Here is a 19350-nt window from a genome sequence, read left to right as displayed (position 1 = left end):
CCTTGGATCGAGACCGGCGGGTCGCCGGGGACCTCCCCGCGCTGAGGGCAGGTTCCCCAGCGGGTCCAGGCGGCGGAGGCCACTCAGACCTTTTGGAAGAGGGCGGCCATGGGGCTGGGCTTATCCCAGGGGGCGGGGGCCAGGCCCGCCTGCACCGCCCAGGCCTGCTCGGCCTCGAACAGGGCCCTGGGGCAGTGGCCCTTGGGTTCGCGGATGAGGAGACGGCCCCCGGGGCGCAAGGTCGCGGCCATCTGGCGAAGGGTGGCCGCCGGATCCGGCGTTTCGTGGAGGACGTCGATGGCCACGGCCAGGTCCAGGGTCCCCGCCAGGTCCTCCAGGCCCAGATCGTGGGCCCCGCAGGCCCGCACCTCGACCTGGGCCAGGTGCCGGCGCACCGCGGCCCGGGCCAGACGGCGCCGGACCGGCTCCTGCAGTTCCACGCAGAGGATCCGCCCCGCGGGGCCCACGGCCAGGGCCATGGGCCAGGTGAACCAACCCGACCCCGGGCCCACCTCCAGGATGCGCGCCCCGGGTTGGACCAGGGGCAGGACGAGGCGTTCAGGTTGGTCCCAGAGCCGGCGCAGGGGCAGGGACAGGAATGGCACCAGCCAGGCTGGGATCACCGCGTGGGAGGAAGGGGCTGTCATGGGGGCTCCTGGGTTCGCTTAGAATACGAGTGATCGCTCACATTGTTGATTCGCATCCCCAGGGACCGCCCCATGCCACGGAAACCCAAGTCCTCCTTTCCTTTGCCCGCCGTAACGCCCCCCACGCCGACCCCGGGTGCTCGCATTTCCGACCCGGGCGGCTCCCGCAAGGCGGCCCGTCAGACCCGGTCCCGGGACACCGTGTCCGCCATCCTGGAGGCCGCCGCCCGGATCCTGGAGACGAAGGGATACGCGGCCGCCTCCACTAACGCCATCGCCCGGGCGGCCGGAGTATCCGTGGGCTCCCTCTACCAGTACTTCGCCGACCGGGACGACGTGTTCCGGGCCTTGGCCGCCCGGCACAGGGCCGGCATCCACCCCATCATCGCCGGGGCCATTGCCCGGATGGCCAAGGGGGACGAGCCCCCCGCCAGGATCCTGACCACCCTGCTGGAGGACCTGCTGGAGGCCCACGGGGACCGGCCCGCGCTCATGCATTCCCTGGAAACGGAGCTGGCGCGGTTCCAGTCCCCGGAGGGGATCCTGGCCGAAGCCGGGAAGGTGGAACAGGCCGCCCGGATCCTGGCCGCCCGCCTTCCCCGCCCCCCCGCGGAGGCCCTGGCCCACGCCTGGCTGGCCACGGAGTTGACGGCCCTGGTGAGCCGCCGGCTCGCCCACGACCCTCCCGCCTGGGCCGACGTCGCGGAGGTGCGGGCCGCCTATGCCAGGGCGTTGGGGGCGCTGGTGTAGAACGCCTGTGGGCTGCGCTTCGCGCACCGGGCCTTCGGGTCAGGGGGATTGGCCTGGTGCTGGCTCTCGGCTACTTCTGGGCCACGGCACACCCTTCGTGCTATTTGAGCGTCTTGTCGAAGAAGTCCGCAATTCCCTGCCCCAGATTTTTCAGATAGGCGGCCCGGTCGAACCCGGGTGGGTCGGCGGCGATGTCGCCGTCCGGTGTCTGGATGGGGATGCTTGGGGTATCCATGAAGGCGAAGTGCCAGGCGTTGGGCACCATGTGCAGTTCCGCGCCGGGTAGGTTCTTTGCGATCCACATGGCGTGGAAGCGCGGGACCAGCCAGCGATCCTTTGCTCCGGCATGGATCGCCACCGGGACCTGGACCTTGGCCAAGGACTCGGCCGTGAACAGGACGCCCAGGGGGGCCAGGGCCACCACGGCGCGGACCCGGTCGTCCTTGAGGGGCGGGCCGACCTGGGGTTGGGCGACGGGCCGCAAGGATCCGACGGTTCGGCAGTACAGAGGGTCGTCCTTGCCTTCCTCCCGGCAGTGCCGGGTCGACTGGGTGGGGTCGGCGACACCCCCGGCCAGGGCCAGGACGGTATAGCCCCCGGCCGAATGGCCCATGGCGCCGATCCTCGGGCCCTTGGCGTCCCGGGCGATGCGGTCCTTCCAGGCGGGGTCGGCCAACAAAGCATCGATGACCCGGCCAACCTGACGCGGCCGCTCGGAGAAGTACCGCTCCGGGGTTTTGTTCAACAAGGAGCTGTCCATCCAGTTGTCGCCCGGATGGCGGAGGGCGGCCACCAGGTACCCACGGGCGGCCAGGGCCTCGGCCAATCGGCCATGGGCGAGTTCCGACCCGGCAAGTCCATGGCTCACCACGATCAGGCCCTTGACGGTGGGTTCCTGCTCACCCTTGATGGCGGCGTGGATCCTGAAGGGGCCCATGGGGATGTCCCGGCATTGCGAGGGGCTGGGGTAGTAGAGCGCCACCGTGATGGCCGGAGTTCCTTCGTCCTTGCCGGGAACCTCGTAGTTGGACCAGCCCACCTGGGCGGCCAGAGGCAGGGCCGCTAAAAATAGGAAGGAAAGGGGGACTCGGCAGAACCAAGTAGCAGCTTTCATGGCAATCCTCCCAGGATGGATGGCGCTTCTGTTATCGATATCGTTCATTCGCGGCGGCTGGGTCCCGCCATGTCGCCGTGCCGGGCCATTGTAGGTCTCCTCGTCTGCTATGTCTGGGTTAATAAAGGTGATCTCAGTCGTCGCCTCGTCCCAGGGCCGCAACGACCTCCCTGACCCCCTTTACGACCAACGCCATCCGACGGTAATCAAGCCGTCCGGGAGTGTCTCCGGCTTCGTGATACGCGTGGTTACGGTTGAAGGCCGTGTCCGTCACCATGACGGCCGGGAAGCCCTCCTTCCAGTAATTGCGATGATCAGAAAAGTCGATGCCGGGAAGGGTTTTGGGGGCATTCATGGATCGGACCGGCAGGGGGGTGGCGGACCGCATGGCCCCCTTGACCAGGCGAGTCAGGCCGAAGCCTCCAAGGTTGCCCACCACGGCAATGAAATTGCCCTGGGAGGGATAGAACAGTTTCAGGAGGCCGATGGGATAGCCCTGGCTTTGGGGCGCGTCCGAGAACGTCCCGATCATCTCCAGGGCGACCATCGCCTTCACCCTCCTGCCCGCATCCTTGAGGCCTTTCGCGTGGTGGGCGCTGCCCATGTGCTCCGTGCGGAAGAAGGGCGGTTCCTCCAGAGTGTAGGCGACCAGGTCGATGGGATGATGCTGGCTTTCCATGGCCAGGAGTCCGGCCAGTTCAAGGAGACCCGCGACGCCGCTGCCGTTGTCGTCGGCTCCCGGCGTGGCGCCGTAGGTGTCGTAATGCGCCCCAACCACGATCAAGGGGCCTTCTTCGGGGCCGAAGTGTGCGATGACGTTCCGGTAGATACGACCCTCGACGGTGTAGGGCTGGGTGGTGACCTTGGCTCCGGTCTCCCGGAAGCGGGCCTCCACGTAAGCCGCAACCCGGTCCAGGTTCTCGGGGTGGCCTGAGTCCCTGGGTGCGAGGGTCTCGGCCAGCATGCGCACATGGCTTTCAAGCCGGGAAGGCATTCCCTCGAAGGCGGCTGTCACCGCCGCTGGTGGCGGCGCCAGCTTCGGAGTTCGGCAACCCACCATCGCTCCGGCCAAGAGTAAGGGAAGGGCGAGATTCGGTCGGATCACCACGCGGGCTCCAGTTTCAGGAAGGATCCCCGCGTGACGGGAATGGTGGTCCCGGTGGCCAACCATGCCCTTCCCGAGCCAAGCACGTCCTTCCCGAGGAAATCCTCCAGCAGGAACCGGGCCATTTCGCGAATCTCCCCCTTCATTGCCGTTCCCTGGGCCAGGCCAAGTCCATACCCCAGGCCATGGAGTTCCAGGTGGATCACGCCGGGCGCGGGATCCTTCCGGCGCCAGGGCGTTGCTGCTGTCGGCGCGACCCGCGCCCCGCGGTCGCGGTTCACCCATAGGTGCCATGCTCCGAGGATGCCAGGGAGCACCAGGGCCAATCCGAGGGCGACTGAAAGCCGTCGCCGCCAGGATGGAGAAGCATGCATTTCCAAGGCCATCCGGGTCTCCACCACAGGTGCCGTCATGTGCAGGTGAACACCCAAACATAGCATGGGGAATAAGCCGGACGAGGCAGGGCGTGGGCACACCCGTATCCTGGGACAGGAAACGCATCCTTCTCTCGCCCGGGATACGGTCACAGGGGTATTCATCTTCCTCAACTCCTTGCGGGCTGCGTCATCGGATGGGCACGTTGCAGGATTACGATTTCATCCTTCGGGTGGAGGCTGGAAAGGTGGATGTGGGGACGCCGGGTTCAACCATTGCTGCAGCGATTGGTTGAACAGTTCGGGACCGTCAAGATGGACCCAATGGCTGCAGTCAGGGATCTGCTCGGCCTCCATTCCATGGACCCGTTGATGGATGGGAACGAGCCCCATGGTGTCGAGGAAAGAGGAATAGAGATGGAGCTTTCGGTCCGGTCCATGGGCAAGGGAGGCGACGGGATCGAAGTCCATCAGGCCCAGCACAGCGCCGGAAAAGCTGTTTCTGGGTGTGGCCTTCAAGCCCGCAAGGACCCGGTCGGCAACGCCAGTCCTGGCGCCGCGCAGGCAGGTCTTCATGGCCTGCTCTGCGAAGGTCTCGAAGTTGGCAGGGGCAAGCCCGTCCATCAGCCAAGCAAGTTCAGCGGGGCCATCGTCGCGGGGATCACCTCCGAAGTCCACCAGGATCAGGCCCTGGAGCCGGTCCGGATACCTCCCCGCGAAGCAGGAGGCCACGGAAGCCCCCAGGCTGTGCCCGACCAGGAAGAACCGCGGGAATGGGAGTCGATCCACCACCGCCGCCACATCGTCCGCGAACCCGCCGATGGAGAAGTCCTCATCGCCGGTGGCCATCGACCGGGTCAACGGGTCCGTCGCTTTGGCATCCGTCACCGCCTCCTTGGCATAAACGAACGTTTGTTTATTATTGAAATCGGGAGGTCGGCATGCGCCAGCGGGATCCGGAAAAGGCCAGAAAGATCCGCCAGTGCGCCCTCGAGATGCTGGTGCTCGATGGCTTCGACGCCTTCTCCATGCAGAAGCTCGCCAAGGCGGCGGGCGTATCCCCGGCCACGCTGTACATCTACTACGAGGACAGGGAGGACCTGATCTACAAGCTCTGGCAGGAGCAGGTGACCCTCTTGGCCGATCTCGTCGTCGAGGGTTTCGAACCCGAGACGCCCTTCGAGCGGGAACTCTGGCGGCAATGGCGTTTGAGGATCGAATTCTTCCGCGAGCATCCGCTTGAGTGGCAGTTCATCCAGCAGGTCATACCTTTTTCGCGACCCAACGGGACGTCAATGACGAGAAGAGGGACATCAGGACGGTCCGCCTGAAACTGGGGATCCCGAACCCGGAGGGCCGATTCGTCCCAGGAATGACGGCCGAGACGGTGATTCCGGCCTCCCTGCGCGGGAGGCGGCGATGAGCGGCCCCGATTCCGAGGGCATGCCCACCGGGTCGATCCGGGTCCGGAATGCCGTCAAGCGCTTTGGAGCCTTCGAGGCCGTGGGAGGGATCAGTCTCGACGTGGCACCCGGGGAGATCCTGGGGCTTCTGGGCCCCAACGGCGCCGGGAAAAGCACCCTCATCCGCATGATGACGGCGCTCGTCCCCCTCACGGAGGGCGAAGTCCATATCGACGGCCACAGCGTCCGCTCGCACCCGGACGCCGTCCGGAAGAGCATCGGGGTGTTGCCCCAGGCCATGACCAGCGACACGGATCTCACGGTGCGGGGAAACCTCTCCATATACGCCAAGCTTTACGGGGTGGAGAGGCTCCGGCGGGAAACCGCCATCCAGGAGCTTCTCGAAGCCGTCGATCTCGTGCACAAGCTCCCGTTTCCCGCGTGCGGGTGTGGGAGCTTCTGAAGCGCCTGAACCGGTCGCAGGGCATGACCATGCTGATCACGACCCACTACATGGATGAGGCGGACTTCCTTTGTGACCGGGTCGCGATCGTGGATCACGGTGCGCTGATCGCGATGGACACGCCCGAGAACCTGAAAAGGAGCGTCCCCGAGGGGACCCTGGTGGAGGCCTCCTTCGTGAACGTTCCGGACGGCTGGATGGACCGATTGGAGCGACTGCCTGGAATCCGGAACCTCGCGCGGGTTGACACGGAGACCGTGCATTTCCGCACGGAGAACGGCTCCAAGGCAATCACCGGACTCGTGGAGCTCGCCGTTCGGGAAGGGGTGGAGCTGGCCTCGATCGCGGTGAAACCCACCACCCTGGATGACGTCTTCGTCCACTTCACTGGGCATGTCCTGGACAGGTCCCAGGGCGCCCCAGAGGGGCGCCGCAAGGAGGTCGCATGATGGGCATGCTCGCCATCGCGGAGCGCGAGCTCCGGAAATTCTTCCATTCCCCGCTGCTCCTGGGGGTCGCCCTGATCGGTCCGCTCGTGCAGCTCCTGCTCATGGGCAACGCGTTTGGAGGGAAGGTCACGCGGTCCCCCGTCGGCGTCGTGGACCTGGACGGCGGGAGCCAATCGGTGCGCCTGCGGGAGGCCTTCCAGGCGGTGGCCGCCAACGCCGATACGTTCCGCACCGTGCCCCTCGCTGACGAGGCCGAGGCGAAAGGGGCCGTGGCCCAGGGCCGCCTCAAGGCCGCGGTCATCATACCCGCCCACTTCACCCGCCGGGTCCTCCGGGACGAGGCCCCCCGCATCGGCCTCCTCCTGGAAACACGGACGCCTTCGTCAGCGGTGGCATCGGCAGGAAGATGCAGGAAATCGTCGACACCTTGAACGCGCCCCCCCACGCGGCCCGGCTGAGAGGCTCCATCGCGTTGGACCAGGTGGAGATCTACCCCTATATCCGCTACATCAATTTCCTGCTCCCCGGCATCATGGCCCTGGCGATCTTCCTCTCGGTGATGTTCGGCGGAGGCATGCTCTACAACGAGGACCGGGTCCGCGGGGTTCACGAGGGATTCCTGGTGACCCCCATCCGCACCCTCGACCTGGTCGGCGGAATGGTCCTCGCCGGCACCGTCAAGGCCACCATCTGCGGATTCCTCGTGGCCGTGCTGGGCTCAACCCTGGCCGGCGTGAACCTGATCGCCCTCCCCATGTCCCTGCTCTGGGTCCTGATCCTCACCATCACGGTCGGATATGCCTTCAACGCCCTGATGTTCCTGCTCATGGGCCCGATCGACGACCCCATGACCCCCAAGATCCTCGCGGGCCTGCTGAACACCCTCCTGTTCTTCCCCAGCGGGGCCATCTATCCCCTGGAGGCCTTCCCGACGTGGCTCCGCGCCCTGGCGTCCATCAATCCGATGACCTACGTGGTGCAGGGCCTCCGGACCGTGATGCTCAGGCAGGTGGACCCACTAAGCGTCGGGTTGGACATCCTCCTCCTCCTGGGCATAGGCACGGTGGCGCTGCTGCTCGCGGCCAAGACGTTCAGGCGAACCCTTTGATCTATCCCCAATCACGAGACGCGCGAGTCGGATCGCACACGGAGTGCCCCATGCTCTTCATCCTTGCTCCCCTGCTCGTTCTGGTCTGATGGAAGCGCATTTCCTGGAAAGCGGGTGAAGATACTTTCTTGTATTCTAATCAAGCTATAGGATTATATAGATGTTTCAAGGGAGGGGCCATGCCCATCTACGAGTACAAGTGCGGATCCTGCGGTCAGTGGGCGGAAAACCTGGAATCCATGGGGGCGAGCGCAGAACATGATTGCCCTTCCTGTGGCTGCGCGTCGGGGATGAAACGGCAGCTTTCCACGACGGCTTTTGCCTTCGCCGGGGCCAAGGAGCCGGGACCGGCCATGGGTGGCTCCTGCTGCTCGGGGGGAGGGTGCCCGTTCGCTTGAGTCGCCCTTGGCCTGGGCAGGCGTTGGCTAGCGATCGTTCATGGGGGAGGTTGCGCATGGGCAGAAATGGGTCGTTCTCGAGTTTGATGGTTATCCCTGGGCTCCTCCTGGTCATGGGGCCCCCTGCCTGCACCCGGACCCGGGCGGTGGCCCAGGTGTTGCCCAAGGGCCTTGAGGGCTGGAAGCGGCAATGCGGCCTCTTGTGGGTCGTGAGGGTCCAGGGGGGCGAGGGCGTCCGGTTCCGGATTTCCGGCAGGTTTGGGAACCTCCTGGACTATGGCGGCGGCTTCACCGTCGACGATCACCAGTTGGCCTCATCCTTCTGCCGAACCGACGCGCCCGTGCAGGCGGCCTTCCACTGCATCCTGGACAGTGAGAAGGGCGGGCCGGTCACGGGCCAACTGGAGGCGTGGTATTTGGGCGCCCTCCTTAAGACCTGGACCCTCCGGGGGGTCCGCCATTTCGAGGCCCAGGTGGCCCTGCCCGTCTGAAGGCTGGACAGGGCGGGGGAGAAGACGGAATAGTCATCTCTGGAGAGCCGAGTGCCACGCCGTCCCTGCTGCAAGCGAGTCGAAGAACTGCCCGGAGCGCGCTATTTCAAGCCCCGGGGGGTGCCCCTCATGGAACTGGAGGAGGTCACGCTCGGCTTTGAGGAGTTGGAGGCCCTCCGGCTGGCCCACCAGGAAGGGCTTTACCAGCAGGCCGCGGCGGAAAGGATGGGCGTGTCCCGGGCCACCTTCGGGAGGGTCCTGGATGCGGCCCATCGCAAGGTGACCGAGGCGCTCGTCGGGGGACTGGCCCTTCGCATCGAAGGCGGAGCCTATACCGTGGATCCCGAGTCCGATTAAGGACACCTGGCCGGTATCTTTTTATTGGGCATATGCTTAAATTGACCTACCCTGAAGCCTAGTCCGCTTCGGCTCGGAGGTCCCATGGGTGGTCCGCCTTTCTGGCATCGGGTGCAGTTCGGGTACAAGGCCACATTCCACTTTCGCAATGATCTTCCGCCTTTTCCGGGGCAAAGCCCAGGCGGCGGCGGATGGCGAAGGCTACTGACTTCGCCACTACCGAACCGGGCTCCCGACGGGCCGGAGGCGGTTTACCCAGCAACCATGAGGTGATCGGTGGGCCGAACACGTTCAGTCAAGCCGGGCGCGGCGTTCCCGGGGCCCCCATTGGACCTGCGGACCATCCTGGATTCCATCAATGACGGCGTGTTCACCGTGGACGGTGGCTTCCGGGTCACGTCCTTCAACAGGGCGGCCGCCGAGATCACGGGGGTTTCGGCGACCGCGGCCCTGGCCCAGCCTTGCTGCGAAGTCTTCCGGGCTGACATCTGCGAAGGCGAATGCGCCTTGAAGGAGACCCTGGAAAGCGGGGCTCCCATCGTCAACAAGCAGGTGAACATCCTCACGGCCTCCGGTCAACGGCTTCCCATCAGCGTGAGCACGGCCCTCCTGAGGGACGCGAACGGAGCGGTCGTCGGCGGGGTGGAGACGTTTCGCGACATGACCCTCGTCGAGGAGCTGCGCAAGGCCGTGCATGGCCGCGCCACCTTCCAGGACATCATCTCCGCCAGCCACCGAATGCAGGAGGTGTTCAAGCTGCTCCCCATTATCGCGGAAAGCGACAGCACCGTGCTCATCCTCGGCGAAAGCGGCACCGGGAAGGAACTCATGGCCAGGGCCCTCCACAAGCTGAGCCCCCGGTTCCCCAAACCGCTGGTGACGCTGAATTGCGGGGCCCTGCCGGACACGCTGCTCGAAGCCGAACTGTTCGGGCACAAGGCGGGGGCCTTCACCGACGCGAAGAAGGAACGCAAGGGGCGCATCGCCGCCGCCGAGGGCGGGACGCTTTTCCTGGACGAGATCGGGGACATCTCCCCGGCCACCCAGGTGCGCCTGCTCCGGGTCCTCCAGGAGCGCACCTACGAGCCGCTGGGGTCCAACGGCACCCTCAAGGCCAATGTGCGTTTCGTGGCCGCGACCCACAAGGATCTGCGCGCCGAGATGGAAGCGGGGCGGTTCCGCGAGGACCTCTATTACCGGTTGAACGTATTGCAGATTGCAATCCCCCCTCTGCGCGAAAGGGCGGAGGATATTCCGGCCCTGGCCCACCGCTTCCTGGAGAAGCAGAATGGCCTGCACGGGAAGCAGGTCCGCGGCTTCACGCCGGAGGCCATGGCAGCGCTCATGCGCTATGGGTGGCCGGGCAATATCCGGGAATTGGAGAACGCGGTCGAGCATGCCTGCGTGTTGTGCAGGCACACCTTGATCCGCCCGGAATGCCTGCCTCCGACCCTGGCCGCGCCCTGGAGGGCCAGGGCCGACGTGCCCGCGGCGCCGGATCTCAAGGGGATGGAAAGGACCATGATCCTGGCGGCCATGGAACGCCATGGCGGCAACCGGGTGGAAGTCGCCAAGGAACTGGGCATTAACAAGACCACCCTTTGGCGAAAACTGAAGCGGATCTGAACGGAGGGTGCAGGTTGCAATCTCAAGCCCCTTGGGAGGGGTGCGCTTTGCAATCAGGCAGCGACTCAGTGGCAATTTTGCAAATAAAGTGTAATTAAAATATCAGTTAACGTTTTGGCCCGCCGTTTGCCCTCCCATGACTGGAGGTTTCATGCTGGTGGCCGTTCCAACTTTTCATGGTCGTGTTTCGCCGACCTTTGATTTCTGCCACAGGGTCACCTTCTGGCAGGTGGAAGGCATGGCCTTCCAGAAGCTCGCGAACAAGAAGTGCCGACCAACCGACCCTTTCGAGAAGGCCGTGAGGCTCCAGGCCATGGGCACGGAAATGCTGCTCTGCGGAGCCATCGGGACGGTCCTGAAGATACACCTGGAGGCCATGGGCATCCAGGTGCTGTCCGGCATCGCCGGGGAGGTGCGCGAGGTCCTCACGGCATTCACGACGGGGGCTCTGCATGAACCCCGTTTCCGGATTCCTGGTGCGCCCGGCAACCCGCCCATTCCTGGAGGTGCTTGATGAACAACCCTGTCACGAAAAAGGCGCTGCGCGCGCTTCTCACACTCTTCGCCGCCGGAGGGCTGGCGGCCGTGGCCTTGGCCGGGGAAGGCAAACGGCTGCCGGTGGCCGTGGCCGAGGCCGACGTGGAGGCCATCGTCAAGGCGGTGGGCGGCAACCAGGTGGAGACCTTCAGCCTGTTCAAGGGCTGCATCCTGCGGAAGGACCTGGCCGTGGAAGCGTCCGCCAAGGACCTGCTCACCAAGGCCCGCGTCATCGTCTGGACGGGTTTCCTGCGGGAGACGGAGGCCATAAACAAGGTTCTGCAGGTGGCCCCGGGCGCCACCACCGCAGCCGTCCAGTGGGTCGACGTCTCTCCGAGCGCCTTCCGGACCAACGTGCCCTTCAGCACCTGCGAGGGCTTCGCCGACCCGCTGTATTCGGCCGGCGATCCCTTCTTCTGGCTCAATCCCGAGAACGGCGCCGTGATCGCCCGCAACGTCGCCAAGGGCCTGAGCAAGGCGGCCCCCGCGTCGGAAGTCTATTTCCATGCCAATGCCGCGGCCTTCATCGCGGCCCTGAAGGCCGATCTCGTCCGGTGGAAGAAGGACCTCAAGCCCCTCCACGGTGTCCGGATTTTCAGCTTCCAGTGCGGCTGGCAAAACTTCTCGAGCATGGGCGGCCCCAAGTTCATCGTGTGCAAGGCGACGCCCGGGCAGTTGCCGGCCCCGGCCGCGCTGCTGGACTACGTGACCCAGATGAAGGCGCAGATCGTCCTGGTGGATCCCAACACGCCTCCTGAGTATGTGGAGGCTTGCAGAGAACGTCCGGGCTTGACGGTGCTCACGGTGCCCTCCTCCCTTGAGGGCATTCCAGGGGCGAAGTCCTACGCCAGCCTTTTCGACCATCTCCTCAAGGTCCTCCAATCCGCAGCCAAGCACTGAACTCGCATTCCGGGCCGCCGGAGCACCCGCAAGGAGATACAAAATGAATCCAGGTTCCTGGCCCTTCCCCAGGCGGGGAGGGAACTCCCGGCTCGCGCTGGCGCTGCTCGTGAGTGCCATGGCCTTGCCAGCCGCCCTCCCCAATCAGCCTTCCCTCAGGATGGCCCACCCCTCGATCGTCCTCAAGGACGAGGATGGCCGGAACGTGCTTGCCAGCGCCAAGGCGATCAGCACCCGGAAGACCTGCGGGGAATGCCACGACTACGCCTTCATCACCGACAGCTTCCATTTCCAGCAGGGCAAGACCGAGATGGATCGAAACCTGCTGAAGGGGCACGGTTTCGCTTCCTTCAACACCTCGCCCGGCATGTTTGGCAAGTTCTCGATCCTGCCCAACCGGCAGCTCACGCCCGCGACGGTGGCCGACCCGGCCGACGTGGACCTCACCCAGCCGGAATGGCTGACCAAGTGCGGCGTGTGCCACACCGGCGGAGGCATTTCCGAGTTCGACCTGAAAGGGCGGCAGCTGCTTTCCCCGGAGGCCAAGGCCGACGGACCCCTGGACCCCAGCTACACTGTGCGGGACCGGCTCACGGGCGCCGTGACGCCCTGGGACTGGCACAAGAGCGGCGTGGCCGAGGCGGACTGCTTCCTGTGCCACACGCCCCGGGCCAGCCGGGGCTACCGCAGGGAAGCCATGGCCGCGGGCGCCTTCCGCTGGGCCAACAACGGCACCCTCGCGAATAGCGGGATCGTCTCGAAGGACGCCAAGGGGCGCTTCTCATACAACCGACAGGCTTTCAATGCCAACGGAACCGTCAAGTCCGAAGTGCTGGATCTGTCCGACCCTCCTCTGGATGCCTGCGCCCAGTGCCACGGGTTCTCGGCCCTCAGGGCGGACTCGATCCAGCCCATCCAGCACGCCGATATCCTGCGGGGCGCCGAAAAGGCGGGCTGGGTGTACAACGGCAGCAAGATCAGCGAGACACGCTCCCCGAACATCGTGGGCAGGGAGAAGATGGACTACCCGTGGGACATCCACGCCGCCAAGGGCCTGGGTTGCATCGACTGCCACTTCTCCCCCAACAACCCCGGCCGCAAGCTCCAGGCCGACCCCTCCAAGCACCTGAGCTACAAGCCCGCGGGCGAGGACCTGGCCGAATACCTGAAGCGCCCCGACCACAACTTCGCCCGGGGCAACATCCCCCCCGAGACCGTCAACATCACCCGCCACAACACCATGCGGGGCTGCTCCGAGTGCCATGACGCGGAGAAGGCCCACGCCTTCCTTCCCTACAAGGCCCAGCACTTCAAGGCGCTGGCCTGCCAGACCTGCCACATCCCCGAGGTGCACTTCTGGGCCTATCGAAGCGACGAGTGGGCCTTCCTCATGGACACCGGTGCCAGCAAGATCACCTTCCGCGGCGTCAAGGGGGACATCGTGGACCCCGAGTCCGAAGTCACCGGCTTCAAGCCCGCCTATGTGCCCACCGCCGCCCGGGACGGGCACCTGGAGATCCGGCCCACCAACCTCATCACCGGCCTCTACTGGTTCGACCAGGCCAAGGGCCGCCCCGCCTTCACCTGGCAGATGCAGAAGGCCTTCTTCCTGGACCGCAAGGCCGGGGGCGGCTGGGAGTACCGGCCCGAGATCCTGGCGGCCTTCGCCGACAAGGAGGGCATCATCGATTTCCCGCAGGCCCGGTACGACACCCCCGCCAAGGTGGCCCTGGTCAAGGAGCTGCTCCGGACCTACGCCGGCGTCGAGGCGCCCGAGCTGCGGGCGGAGGTGGTTCCCTGGGCCATGAGCCACAGCACCATGGGCAAGGCCCAGGCTATCCGGGACTGCAAGGCCTGCCATGGCAGGGACAGCATCCTGCACCGGGCCGTCGATCTGGTGGACTACCTCCCCGAAGGCGTTCCGGTCTTCTACGGCGGCAAGCGGGTGGACATCCTCGACCGTTCCGGCAAGGAGCCGGCCTTCGACAACCGGTCCCTGCTCAAGTCTTTCTACCTCATCGGCAACAGCCGCGTGATGGGGGTCGAGGTCCTCGGCTGGCTTTCCGTGGCCGGGGCCCTGCTGTTCAGCCTGATCCACGGCCTGATCCGTTTCCTGGGAGCCTCCAAATGACCGAACCTCTCTACAGCCTCCACGAGCGGGTGTGGCACTGGATCCAGGCCACGGCCCTGGTGCTGCTGGTCCTGACCGGCTTTTCCCTCCACTACCCGGACCGGGTCGGGATCTTCGGTTCCATGATGCGGGCTCTGACGCTGCACACCTGGCTCGCCTTCGCCCTGATCGCCAACGCGTTCCTGGGCCTCTTCTACCATTTCACGGCGGAAAAGTACCATCACTTCCTGCCCCGCATGGACGACTTCACGGAAGGCGCCGTGCGCCAGGGTCGCTTCTACCTTTACGGGATTTTCAAGGGTGAACCCCACCCCTTCGAGACCGACGCCAGGCACAAGCTCAACCCCCTGCAGCGGGTCACCTACCTGTCCCTGCTCAACCTCCTCCTGCCCTACCAGATCCTCACTGGACTCCTGATGTGGGGGGTCACCCGCTGGCCCTCCGTGTTCGAGATGCTGGGCGGGCTGAGGGTCCTGGGGCCAGCGCACACCCTGGGGGCCTACTTTTTCCTGGCCTTCCTGATCGGGCACATCTACCTGGCCACCACAGGGAAGACGCCGCTGAGCCTTCTGCGGGCGATGGTCACGGGATATGAGGATCCGGGGGCGCGTTCCACCAGGTAAGGCGCCCAAAAGAGTATATGCTCATTGGCTTTGGGCGGTGCCCTGGTACACTTCCCGGCATGTCTTGGCACCCACGGTTCAGGTCGTTCCTCGCGGTGGGGATCCTGGCGGTCTGCGCCTGCGGGCGGCCTGGGGGAAAGCTCCCGGAAGGCGGAGACTTCGTTTTGCGGGCCCCGGAGGGCCCGCTGGACACCCGGACCCTCCGCGGCCAGGCGCTCCTCCTCTTCTTCAGCTACACCCACTGCCCGGACGTATGTCCCTCCCACCTGCGCAACGGCGCCCTGGCCTTCGGCCACCTGACGCCCGCGGAGCAGGCCCGGGTGCGGCTGATCCTGGTGACCGTGGACCCCGGGCGGGACACCCCCGCCCGCATGAAGGACTACGCCGCCTTTGTGAGCCCGGCCCTCACCGGTCTCACCGGTACCCCGGCGGAGATCGCCGCCGTGGCCAAGTCCTACGACGCGGCCTACCTCAGGCAGGAGCCCCGTGCCGACGGCAGCTACGACGTGGGCCACACGGAACGCATCTACGTGGTGGCCCCGGACGGCAGGCTGGCGGCGGTCCTGGGACGGGGCGCCACGGAGGCGCAGATCCTGGCCGCCGCGCGGAAGGTCCTGTGAGCCTCCGCCCCGCCATCCGCGCCTTTCTGGCCCTGGGCGCGCTGGTGCTGCTGCTGGGGCTGACGTTCCTGGACGCGGCCAGGATCCGGCGGGCCCGGCGTGCGGAGCAGGCCGGGACGGCGCGGTTCGCGGCCCAGGCCGGTCTCACCGACCTGGCCCTTTTCAACGAGGCGCGGTACACGCGCCACCCAACCCAGGCAGACCGCCATTCGGCGTTCCAGGACCATCCCTTGGCCTTCGATCACTTCCCCAGCGGCAGCCTGCTGCCTCCGAGGTCCCATGCGCGCCGGGATTGAGCGCCAGCTCGCCCTTCTGGATTTCACGCTGGCCTCCCTGGCGCGGCGCAAGGCTCGCAACCTGGGCCTGCTGGCGGTCTTCGCGCTGCTGGTCTTCCTGATGGCCTCCGTGACGCTCTTCACCCGGGCGCTGCGGCAGGAGGCGGCGGCGGTGCTTGCGGGCACGCCCGAAGTGATCCTGCAGCGCATGGTGGCCGGACGGCACGAGCTGGTCCCCCCCGGCTACCGGGAGCGCCTGGGCCGTATCCGGGGGGTCCAGAAGGTGGAGGGCCGGTTGTGGGGGTACTACTTCGATCCCGTCCTCCAGGCGAACTATACGTTCATGGTGACGGAATCGGCCCCGGGGGACGGCACCATCACCATCGGCCCGGCCCTGGCGCGCATACGCGGCCTGGCGGAAGGGGGCACGCTGGCCTTCCGGTCCTACACGGGCGAGTTGCGCGCCTTTCGGATCGCCGCTGTGCTGCCGCAGAGCACCGAACTGGCCAGCGCCGACCTGGTGCTGGTCTCCGAGAAGGACTTCCGCGCGTTCTTCGCCTATCCCGAGGGCTGTTTCACTGACCTGGCCTTCTCCGTGGCCAATCCCCAGGAGGCGCGCACCGTCGCCGCCAAGCTGGTGCGGGACCTGCCGGATGCCCGGGCCATCCTGCGGGATGACAGCCTTCGCACCTACGCCTCGCTCTTCGACTGGAGGGAGGGCCTGGTCCTGGCCCTGTTCGCCGGCGCCCTGCTGGCCTTCGGGATCCTGGCCTGGGACAAGGCCTCGGGGCTCTCGGCCGAGGAGCGCCGGGAGATCGGCATCCTCAAGGCCATCGGCTGGGAGACCGGCGACATCCTGCGCATAAAGGCCTGGGAGGGCGTCCTCCTGTGCCTCTCGGCCTTCGTCCTGGGGTACGTGGCCGCCTATGCCCACGTGTTCCATGGTGGCGCGGGCCTTCTGGAACCCGTGCTCAAGGGCTGGGCGGTGCTCTACCCCCGGTTCACCCTGACACCGGTCCTGGACGGCCTGGACCTCCTGACCCTCCTCCTGCTAACCTGCGTGCCCTACACGGCCGCGGTGCTGGTGCCCACCTGGCGCGCGGCCACCACGGACCCCGATTCGGTGATGCGGTCATGATCGCGCTGTCGGGTCTCCGCAAGGCCTTCAACCAGGGCCGGCCCAACGAGTTCTGGGCCCTGGACGGCATCGACCTGGTCATCGAGGCGGGGAAGATCACCGCCTTCCGGGGCCCCAGCGGGTCCGGGAAGACCACCCTGCTGACCCTGGTGGGCTGCCTGGCCCGGCCGACCGCGGGCCGCGTGACCTTCAAGGGCGAGGTGGTTTCAAGCCTGCCCGAGCGCTTCCTCACGGACCTCCGCCGGCGGAGCTTCGGCTTCGTCTTCCAGCAGTTCCACCTCATCCGGGGCCTCTCGGTCCTCCAGAACGTCATGCTGCCCGCCGTGCCCACGGGCCGTCCCCGGCGGGACGTGCAGGACCGGGCGCTCGGACTGCTGGAACAGCTCCGCCTGGGCCGGCGGGGCCAGGAGCGGGTGGAGTGGCTGTCGGCGGGGGAGCAGCAGCGGGTGGCCATCGCCCGGGCCCTCATCAACGATCCGGAGGTGCTGATCGCGGACGAACCCACCGCCAATCTGGACTCGGTCCTCTCCCGGCAGTTCGTGGGCCTCCTGGAGGAACTCAACGCGGGCGGGCGCACGGTGATCTTCACCAGCCACGATCCCCTCGTGGTGGAAAGCGGCGCCGTCCACCGGGTGGTGGGCATCCGGGACGGGCGGTTGGAGCCATGATCCTGCAGGCGGCGGTCCTTACCCTCCTGCTGATCTCCGCTCTGGGGGTGGCGGTGCTGCTGGCGGCGGCGCCCTTCGCCCTGCAGGTCATCCGGCGGTGGGACCTGGCCAGCGGCTCGGAACTGCAGCTGCGGCTCGAGCGCAGGACCTACCTCTTCTCCACCCTCGTGGCGTTCGTCATGGCCCTGCAGCTCGCCGGGATCCTGCTCTTCGTCTTCAACGCCGACCGCATGGCGGTGCAGTTCCCCGGGGCCATGTGCGCGGTGGGCACCCTCAACGCGGGCCGGTTCGGTTTCGGGGCGCTGCTGGGCCAGGTGGCCCTGTTCTTCCTGGCCGGCATGTGGCTGACCCTGAACCATGTGGATTCCCTGGGCCGCGACTATCCGCTGGTGAGGATCAAGTACGCCCTGATGATCGGGCTGCTGCTCCCGGCGTCGGCGGTCCTGGCGCTCCAGTGGACCTACCTTTCCGGCCTGCGGGCCCAGACGCTCACATCCTGCTGCGGCAGCCTCTTCGCCGAAGGGGCCGGAGGGCTCGCGGGCGACCTGGCGGCACTTCCTCCGGGCCCGGCCATGGCGGCCTTGTTCGGCTGCCTGGCGTTCGCCGTGGCCGCGGCCTGGTTCCTGCGCCGCCGGGGCGGATACCTGACGGGCCTGGCCAGCGCCGCGGCCTTCGCCGCCACCCTTGCCGGCATCACCTCCTTCCTGTCGCTCTACGTCTACGAGCATCCCCACCACCACTGCCCGTTCTGCATGCTCAAGGCGGAGTTCCACTTCGTCGGCTACGCCCTCTACATCCCGCTGTTCCTGGCCACGGCCGCGGGTCTGGGCACCGCGGTCCTCCAGCCCTTCCGCGGGGTTCCGACCCTGTCGGCCCTCGTGCCCGCGGTATCCGCCCGGCTTTCCCGGGTGGCGGCCGCGGGCTTCCTCCTGGTTCTCCTGGTCGCCCTTGCCATCCTCGGGCGGTCCCATCTCATCCTTTTCTGAAGGAGGTGCCCCATGCCGGCACGCGGGATTCTCATGCGAAGTCTCTGCTTCTGCCTCGGACTGGCGTTCGGGGCGACCCCGGCGCCCGCCCAGGGCGTTGCCGGGCGGCCTGCCGCAGCGGTGATTCCGGAGAACGAATTGGCGAAGTGCCCCAAATGTCCCTACTGCGGGATGGACCGCAAGATGTTCCACAAGGCGCGGATGCTCGTGCAGTACAGCGACGGCCTGCTGGAAGGCACCTGCTCCCTGCACTGCGCGGCCATCAGTCTCTCCCTCCACGTGGACCGGGATCCCGTGGGCATCTGGGTGGGGGACAACGGGGCCGCCGGCGAGATCGCGCCGCTGGTGGACGTGGACCGGGCCACCTTCCTGGTGGGCAGCAAGCTGCCTGGCGTCATGACCGCCTCCAGCAAGGTGGCCTTCGGGACCGCGGCCGCCGCCAAGGCCGCCCAGGCCGCCCAGGGCGGCGAACTCGTGAACTTCGACCAGGCCCTCCTGGCCGCCTACACCGACATGTCCAAGGACGTCGCCCGCATCCGCAAGATGCGCGCGGAGCGCCGCAGGCGGATGCAGGAAGTTGGCACGCCAGGGGCCAGGCCCTGATGCCGGTACCGGGATTCCTGCTGGTGGCGGCCCTCCTCACCCAGGCGCCCAGGGAGCCTCCCAGGCCAGGCCCGCGGGACCTCTGCCCGGTCTGCGGCATGAATGTGGCCAAGTACCCCGCCTGGCAGGCCGCGGTGGTCTGGAAGGACGGCGGCGTCCACCACTTCGACGGCGCCAAGGACCTGTTCAAGTTCCTCCAGGCCCCCGGGGCCTTCCTGCCCGGCCGCAAGCGGGAGGGCGTCGGTGCCCTGTTCGTCACCGAATTCTACGGCCTGAAGCGGATCCCGGCGGAGGCCGCCTGGTACGTGGTGGGGTCCGATGTGCTGGGCCCCATGGGGCACGAGCTGGTGCCGTTCGCATCCGCGGACGATGCGGCTGAATTCCTGAGAGACCACAAGGGCCGGCGCGTGCTCCGCTTCGCGGAGGTGACGGGAGGCGTTACGAGGAGTCTGGATTCAGGGCCGTTCTAGGCTCCATGGCCACGATGAGGCCCTCCACCGTGCACTCGCGTGGAGGCCCCTTTCCTGGAGAGCCTGCGCCGTGCCCCGGCCGATGGCGGCGATGCGGACGCCCGCGAACAGCTC

25 protein-coding genes and 1 pseudogene are annotated in these 19350 nt (G+C 66.8%); 21 read left to right on the top strand and 5 right to left on the bottom strand.

Features of this window, described 5'->3' with window-relative positions:
- Positions 1-83: 83 nt before the first annotated feature.
- Entirely contained in the window at positions 84-647 is a 564-nt protein-coding gene (locus tag R2J76_RS13985; protein WP_316412248.1) for a class I SAM-dependent methyltransferase, read from the bottom strand.
- 72 nt (positions 648-719) lie between these two features.
- Between R2J76_RS13985 and R2J76_RS13980 the strand changes: the two genes are divergently transcribed.
- On the top strand, positions 720-1397 hold the full coding sequence (locus R2J76_RS13980) for a TetR/AcrR family transcriptional regulator (RefSeq protein ID WP_316412247.1): 678 nt from the start codon (positions 720-722) through the stop codon (positions 1395-1397).
- 100 nt (positions 1398-1497) lie between these two features.
- Here the strand turns inward: R2J76_RS13980 and R2J76_RS13975 are convergent, their stop codons facing one another.
- The 4 genes from R2J76_RS13975 to R2J76_RS13960 all read right to left on the bottom strand — a co-directional run bounded on the left by R2J76_RS13975 (position 1498) and on the right by R2J76_RS13960 (position 4878).
- Positions 1498-2511, bottom strand: a complete 1014-nt coding sequence (locus R2J76_RS13975) for an alpha/beta hydrolase family protein (protein WP_316412246.1) — start codon at positions 2509-2511, stop codon at positions 1498-1500.
- Between the two features lie 133 nt (positions 2512-2644).
- Positions 2645-3619, bottom strand: coding sequence for a M28 family peptidase (locus tag R2J76_RS13970; RefSeq protein ID WP_316412245.1), 975 nt, complete (start codon positions 3617-3619; stop codon positions 2645-2647).
- Positions 3613-4002 carry a hypothetical protein gene (locus R2J76_RS13965; RefSeq protein ID WP_316412244.1) on the bottom strand — a complete coding sequence of 130 codons (390 nt, stop codon included), beginning with the start codon at positions 4000-4002 and terminating at the stop codon, positions 3613-3615. The genes R2J76_RS13970 and R2J76_RS13965 overlap by 7 nt, the downstream gene beginning before the upstream one ends.
- A 210-nt stretch (positions 4003-4212) precedes the next feature.
- The gene (locus tag R2J76_RS13960) at positions 4213-4878 is read right to left on the bottom strand and encodes an alpha/beta fold hydrolase (RefSeq protein WP_316412243.1); all 666 of its coding nucleotides are present in this window, start codon (positions 4876-4878) and stop codon (positions 4213-4215) included.
- Positions 4879-4931: 53 nt separating this feature from the next.
- Between R2J76_RS13960 and R2J76_RS13955 the strand changes: the two genes are divergently transcribed.
- The 20 genes and pseudogenes from R2J76_RS13955 (at position 4932) to R2J76_RS13865 (ending at position 19236) form a co-directional block, all read left to right on the top strand.
- Complete coding sequence (locus R2J76_RS13955; protein ID WP_316412242.1) at positions 4932-5321, top strand: TetR/AcrR family transcriptional regulator; 390 nt, start codon at positions 4932-4934, stop codon at positions 5319-5321.
- 184 nt (positions 5322-5505) lie between these two features.
- Positions 5506-5856: pseudogene (locus tag R2J76_RS13950) on the top strand (ATP-binding cassette domain-containing protein); the annotation flags it as partial.
- A gap of 23 nt (positions 5857-5879) precedes the next feature.
- On the top strand, positions 5880-6305 hold the full coding sequence (locus R2J76_RS13945; RefSeq protein WP_316412240.1) for a DrrA family ABC transporter ATP-binding protein: 426 nt from the start codon (positions 5880-5882) through the stop codon (positions 6303-6305).
- Positions 6302-6736 carry an ABC transporter permease gene (locus R2J76_RS13940; protein ID WP_316412239.1) on the top strand — a complete coding sequence of 145 codons (435 nt, stop codon included), beginning with the start codon at positions 6302-6304 and terminating at the stop codon, positions 6734-6736. Before R2J76_RS13945 ends, R2J76_RS13940 begins: the two co-directional genes overlap by 4 nt.
- Positions 6712-7413, top strand: coding sequence for an ABC transporter permease (locus R2J76_RS13935; RefSeq protein WP_316412238.1), 702 nt, complete (start codon positions 6712-6714; stop codon positions 7411-7413). The genes R2J76_RS13940 and R2J76_RS13935 overlap by 25 nt, the downstream gene beginning before the upstream one ends.
- A 179-nt stretch (positions 7414-7592) precedes the next feature.
- On the top strand, positions 7593-7811 hold the full coding sequence (locus R2J76_RS21600; RefSeq protein WP_394366760.1) for an FmdB family zinc ribbon protein: 219 nt from the start codon (positions 7593-7595) through the stop codon (positions 7809-7811).
- An 86-nt stretch (positions 7812-7897) separates the two neighbouring features.
- On the top strand, positions 7898-8302 hold the full coding sequence (locus R2J76_RS13930; RefSeq protein ID WP_316412237.1) for a hypothetical protein: 405 nt from the start codon (positions 7898-7900) through the stop codon (positions 8300-8302).
- A 51-nt stretch (positions 8303-8353) separates the two neighbouring features.
- The gene (locus R2J76_RS13925; RefSeq protein ID WP_316412236.1) at positions 8354-8659 is read left to right on the top strand and encodes a DUF134 domain-containing protein; all 306 of its coding nucleotides are present in this window, start codon (positions 8354-8356) and stop codon (positions 8657-8659) included.
- Between the two features lie 327 nt (positions 8660-8986).
- Positions 8987-10285 (top strand): sigma-54 interaction domain-containing protein, encoded by a 1299-nt coding sequence (locus tag R2J76_RS13920; protein ID WP_316412235.1) that lies wholly within the window; start codon positions 8987-8989, stop codon positions 10283-10285.
- Between the two features lie 151 nt (positions 10286-10436).
- Positions 10437-10799 (top strand): NifB/NifX family molybdenum-iron cluster-binding protein, encoded by a 363-nt coding sequence (locus R2J76_RS13915; RefSeq protein WP_316412234.1) that lies wholly within the window; start codon positions 10437-10439, stop codon positions 10797-10799.
- Entirely contained in the window at positions 10799-11722 is a 924-nt protein-coding gene (locus R2J76_RS13910; protein ID WP_316412233.1) for a metal ABC transporter solute-binding protein, Zn/Mn family, read from the top strand. The genes R2J76_RS13915 and R2J76_RS13910 overlap by 1 nt, the downstream gene beginning before the upstream one ends.
- A gap of 43 nt (positions 11723-11765) precedes the next feature.
- A complete protein-coding gene (locus tag R2J76_RS13905; RefSeq protein ID WP_316412232.1) occupies positions 11766-13853 on the top strand; it encodes a hypothetical protein in 2088 nt (695 codons plus the stop codon).
- The gene (locus R2J76_RS13900) at positions 13850-14476 is read left to right on the top strand and encodes a cytochrome b/b6 domain-containing protein (protein ID WP_316412231.1); all 627 of its coding nucleotides are present in this window, start codon (positions 13850-13852) and stop codon (positions 14474-14476) included. Before R2J76_RS13905 ends, R2J76_RS13900 begins: the two co-directional genes overlap by 4 nt.
- 164 nt (positions 14477-14640) lie before the next feature.
- Positions 14641-15096, top strand: coding sequence for an SCO family protein (locus tag R2J76_RS13895; protein ID WP_316412230.1), 456 nt, complete (start codon positions 14641-14643; stop codon positions 15094-15096).
- Positions 15093-15392, top strand: a complete 300-nt coding sequence (locus R2J76_RS13890; protein ID WP_316412229.1) for a hypothetical protein — start codon at positions 15093-15095, stop codon at positions 15390-15392. Before R2J76_RS13895 ends, R2J76_RS13890 begins: the two co-directional genes overlap by 4 nt.
- Positions 15376-16509, top strand: coding sequence for an ABC transporter permease (locus tag R2J76_RS13885; RefSeq protein ID WP_316412228.1), 1134 nt, complete (start codon positions 15376-15378; stop codon positions 16507-16509). The genes R2J76_RS13890 and R2J76_RS13885 overlap by 17 nt, the downstream gene beginning before the upstream one ends.
- Entirely contained in the window at positions 16506-17177 is a 672-nt protein-coding gene (locus R2J76_RS13880) for an ABC transporter ATP-binding protein (RefSeq protein ID WP_316412227.1), read from the top strand. Before R2J76_RS13885 ends, R2J76_RS13880 begins: the two co-directional genes overlap by 4 nt.
- Entirely contained in the window at positions 17174-18163 is a 990-nt protein-coding gene (locus R2J76_RS13875; protein ID WP_316412226.1) for a hypothetical protein, read from the top strand. Before R2J76_RS13880 ends, R2J76_RS13875 begins: the two co-directional genes overlap by 4 nt.
- A gap of 138 nt (positions 18164-18301) precedes the next feature.
- The gene (locus R2J76_RS13870) at positions 18302-18766 is read left to right on the top strand and encodes a nitrous oxide reductase accessory protein NosL (RefSeq protein ID WP_316412225.1); all 465 of its coding nucleotides are present in this window, start codon (positions 18302-18304) and stop codon (positions 18764-18766) included.
- The gene (locus R2J76_RS13865) at positions 18766-19236 is read left to right on the top strand and encodes a nitrous oxide reductase accessory protein NosL (RefSeq protein ID WP_316412224.1); all 471 of its coding nucleotides are present in this window, start codon (positions 18766-18768) and stop codon (positions 19234-19236) included. The genes R2J76_RS13870 and R2J76_RS13865 overlap by 1 nt, the downstream gene beginning before the upstream one ends.
- Positions 19237-19350: the final 114 nt, after the last annotated feature.

Origin of the sequence: Mesoterricola silvestris (assembly GCF_030295405.1) — a bacterium.
GTDB lineage: Bacteria > Acidobacteriota > Holophagae > Holophagales > Holophagaceae > Mesoterricola > Mesoterricola silvestris.
This window is presented reverse-complemented; position numbering and strand designations above follow the sequence as displayed.

Coding starts and splice junctions, on each gene's coding strand:
- R2J76_RS13985 (WP_316412248.1), bottom strand. CDS start 647: ATGACAGCCCCTTCCTCCCACGCGGTGATCCCAGCCTGGCTGGTGCCA.
- R2J76_RS13980 (WP_316412247.1), top strand. CDS start 720: ATGCCACGGAAACCCAAGTCCTCCTTTCCTTTGCCCGCCGTAACGCCC.
- R2J76_RS13975 (WP_316412246.1), bottom strand. CDS start 2,511: ATGAAAGCTGCTACTTGGTTCTGCCGAGTCCCCCTTTCCTTCCTATTT.
- R2J76_RS13965 (WP_316412244.1), bottom strand. CDS start 4,002: ATGGCCTTGGAAATGCATGCTTCTCCATCCTGGCGGCGACGGCTTTCA.
- R2J76_RS13955 (WP_316412242.1), top strand. CDS start 4,932: ATGCGCCAGCGGGATCCGGAAAAGGCCAGAAAGATCCGCCAGTGCGCC.
- R2J76_RS13945 (WP_316412240.1), top strand. CDS start 5,880: ATGACCATGCTGATCACGACCCACTACATGGATGAGGCGGACTTCCTT.
- R2J76_RS13940 (WP_316412239.1), top strand. CDS start 6,302: ATGATGGGCATGCTCGCCATCGCGGAGCGCGAGCTCCGGAAATTCTTC.
- R2J76_RS13935 (WP_316412238.1), top strand. CDS start 6,712: ATGCAGGAAATCGTCGACACCTTGAACGCGCCCCCCCACGCGGCCCGG.
- R2J76_RS21600 (WP_394366760.1), top strand. CDS start 7,593: ATGCCCATCTACGAGTACAAGTGCGGATCCTGCGGTCAGTGGGCGGAA.
- R2J76_RS13930 (WP_316412237.1), top strand. CDS start 7,898: ATGGTTATCCCTGGGCTCCTCCTGGTCATGGGGCCCCCTGCCTGCACC.
- R2J76_RS13915 (WP_316412234.1), top strand. CDS start 10,437: ATGCTGGTGGCCGTTCCAACTTTTCATGGTCGTGTTTCGCCGACCTTT.
- R2J76_RS13910 (WP_316412233.1), top strand. CDS start 10,799: ATGAACAACCCTGTCACGAAAAAGGCGCTGCGCGCGCTTCTCACACTC.
- R2J76_RS13905 (WP_316412232.1), top strand. CDS start 11,766: ATGAATCCAGGTTCCTGGCCCTTCCCCAGGCGGGGAGGGAACTCCCGG.
- R2J76_RS13900 (WP_316412231.1), top strand. CDS start 13,850: ATGACCGAACCTCTCTACAGCCTCCACGAGCGGGTGTGGCACTGGATC.
- R2J76_RS13885 (WP_316412228.1), top strand. CDS start 15,376: ATGCGCGCCGGGATTGAGCGCCAGCTCGCCCTTCTGGATTTCACGCTG.
- R2J76_RS13880 (WP_316412227.1), top strand. CDS start 16,506: ATGATCGCGCTGTCGGGTCTCCGCAAGGCCTTCAACCAGGGCCGGCCC.
- R2J76_RS13875 (WP_316412226.1), top strand. CDS start 17,174: ATGATCCTGCAGGCGGCGGTCCTTACCCTCCTGCTGATCTCCGCTCTG.
- R2J76_RS13865 (WP_316412224.1), top strand. CDS start 18,766: ATGCCGGTACCGGGATTCCTGCTGGTGGCGGCCCTCCTCACCCAGGCG.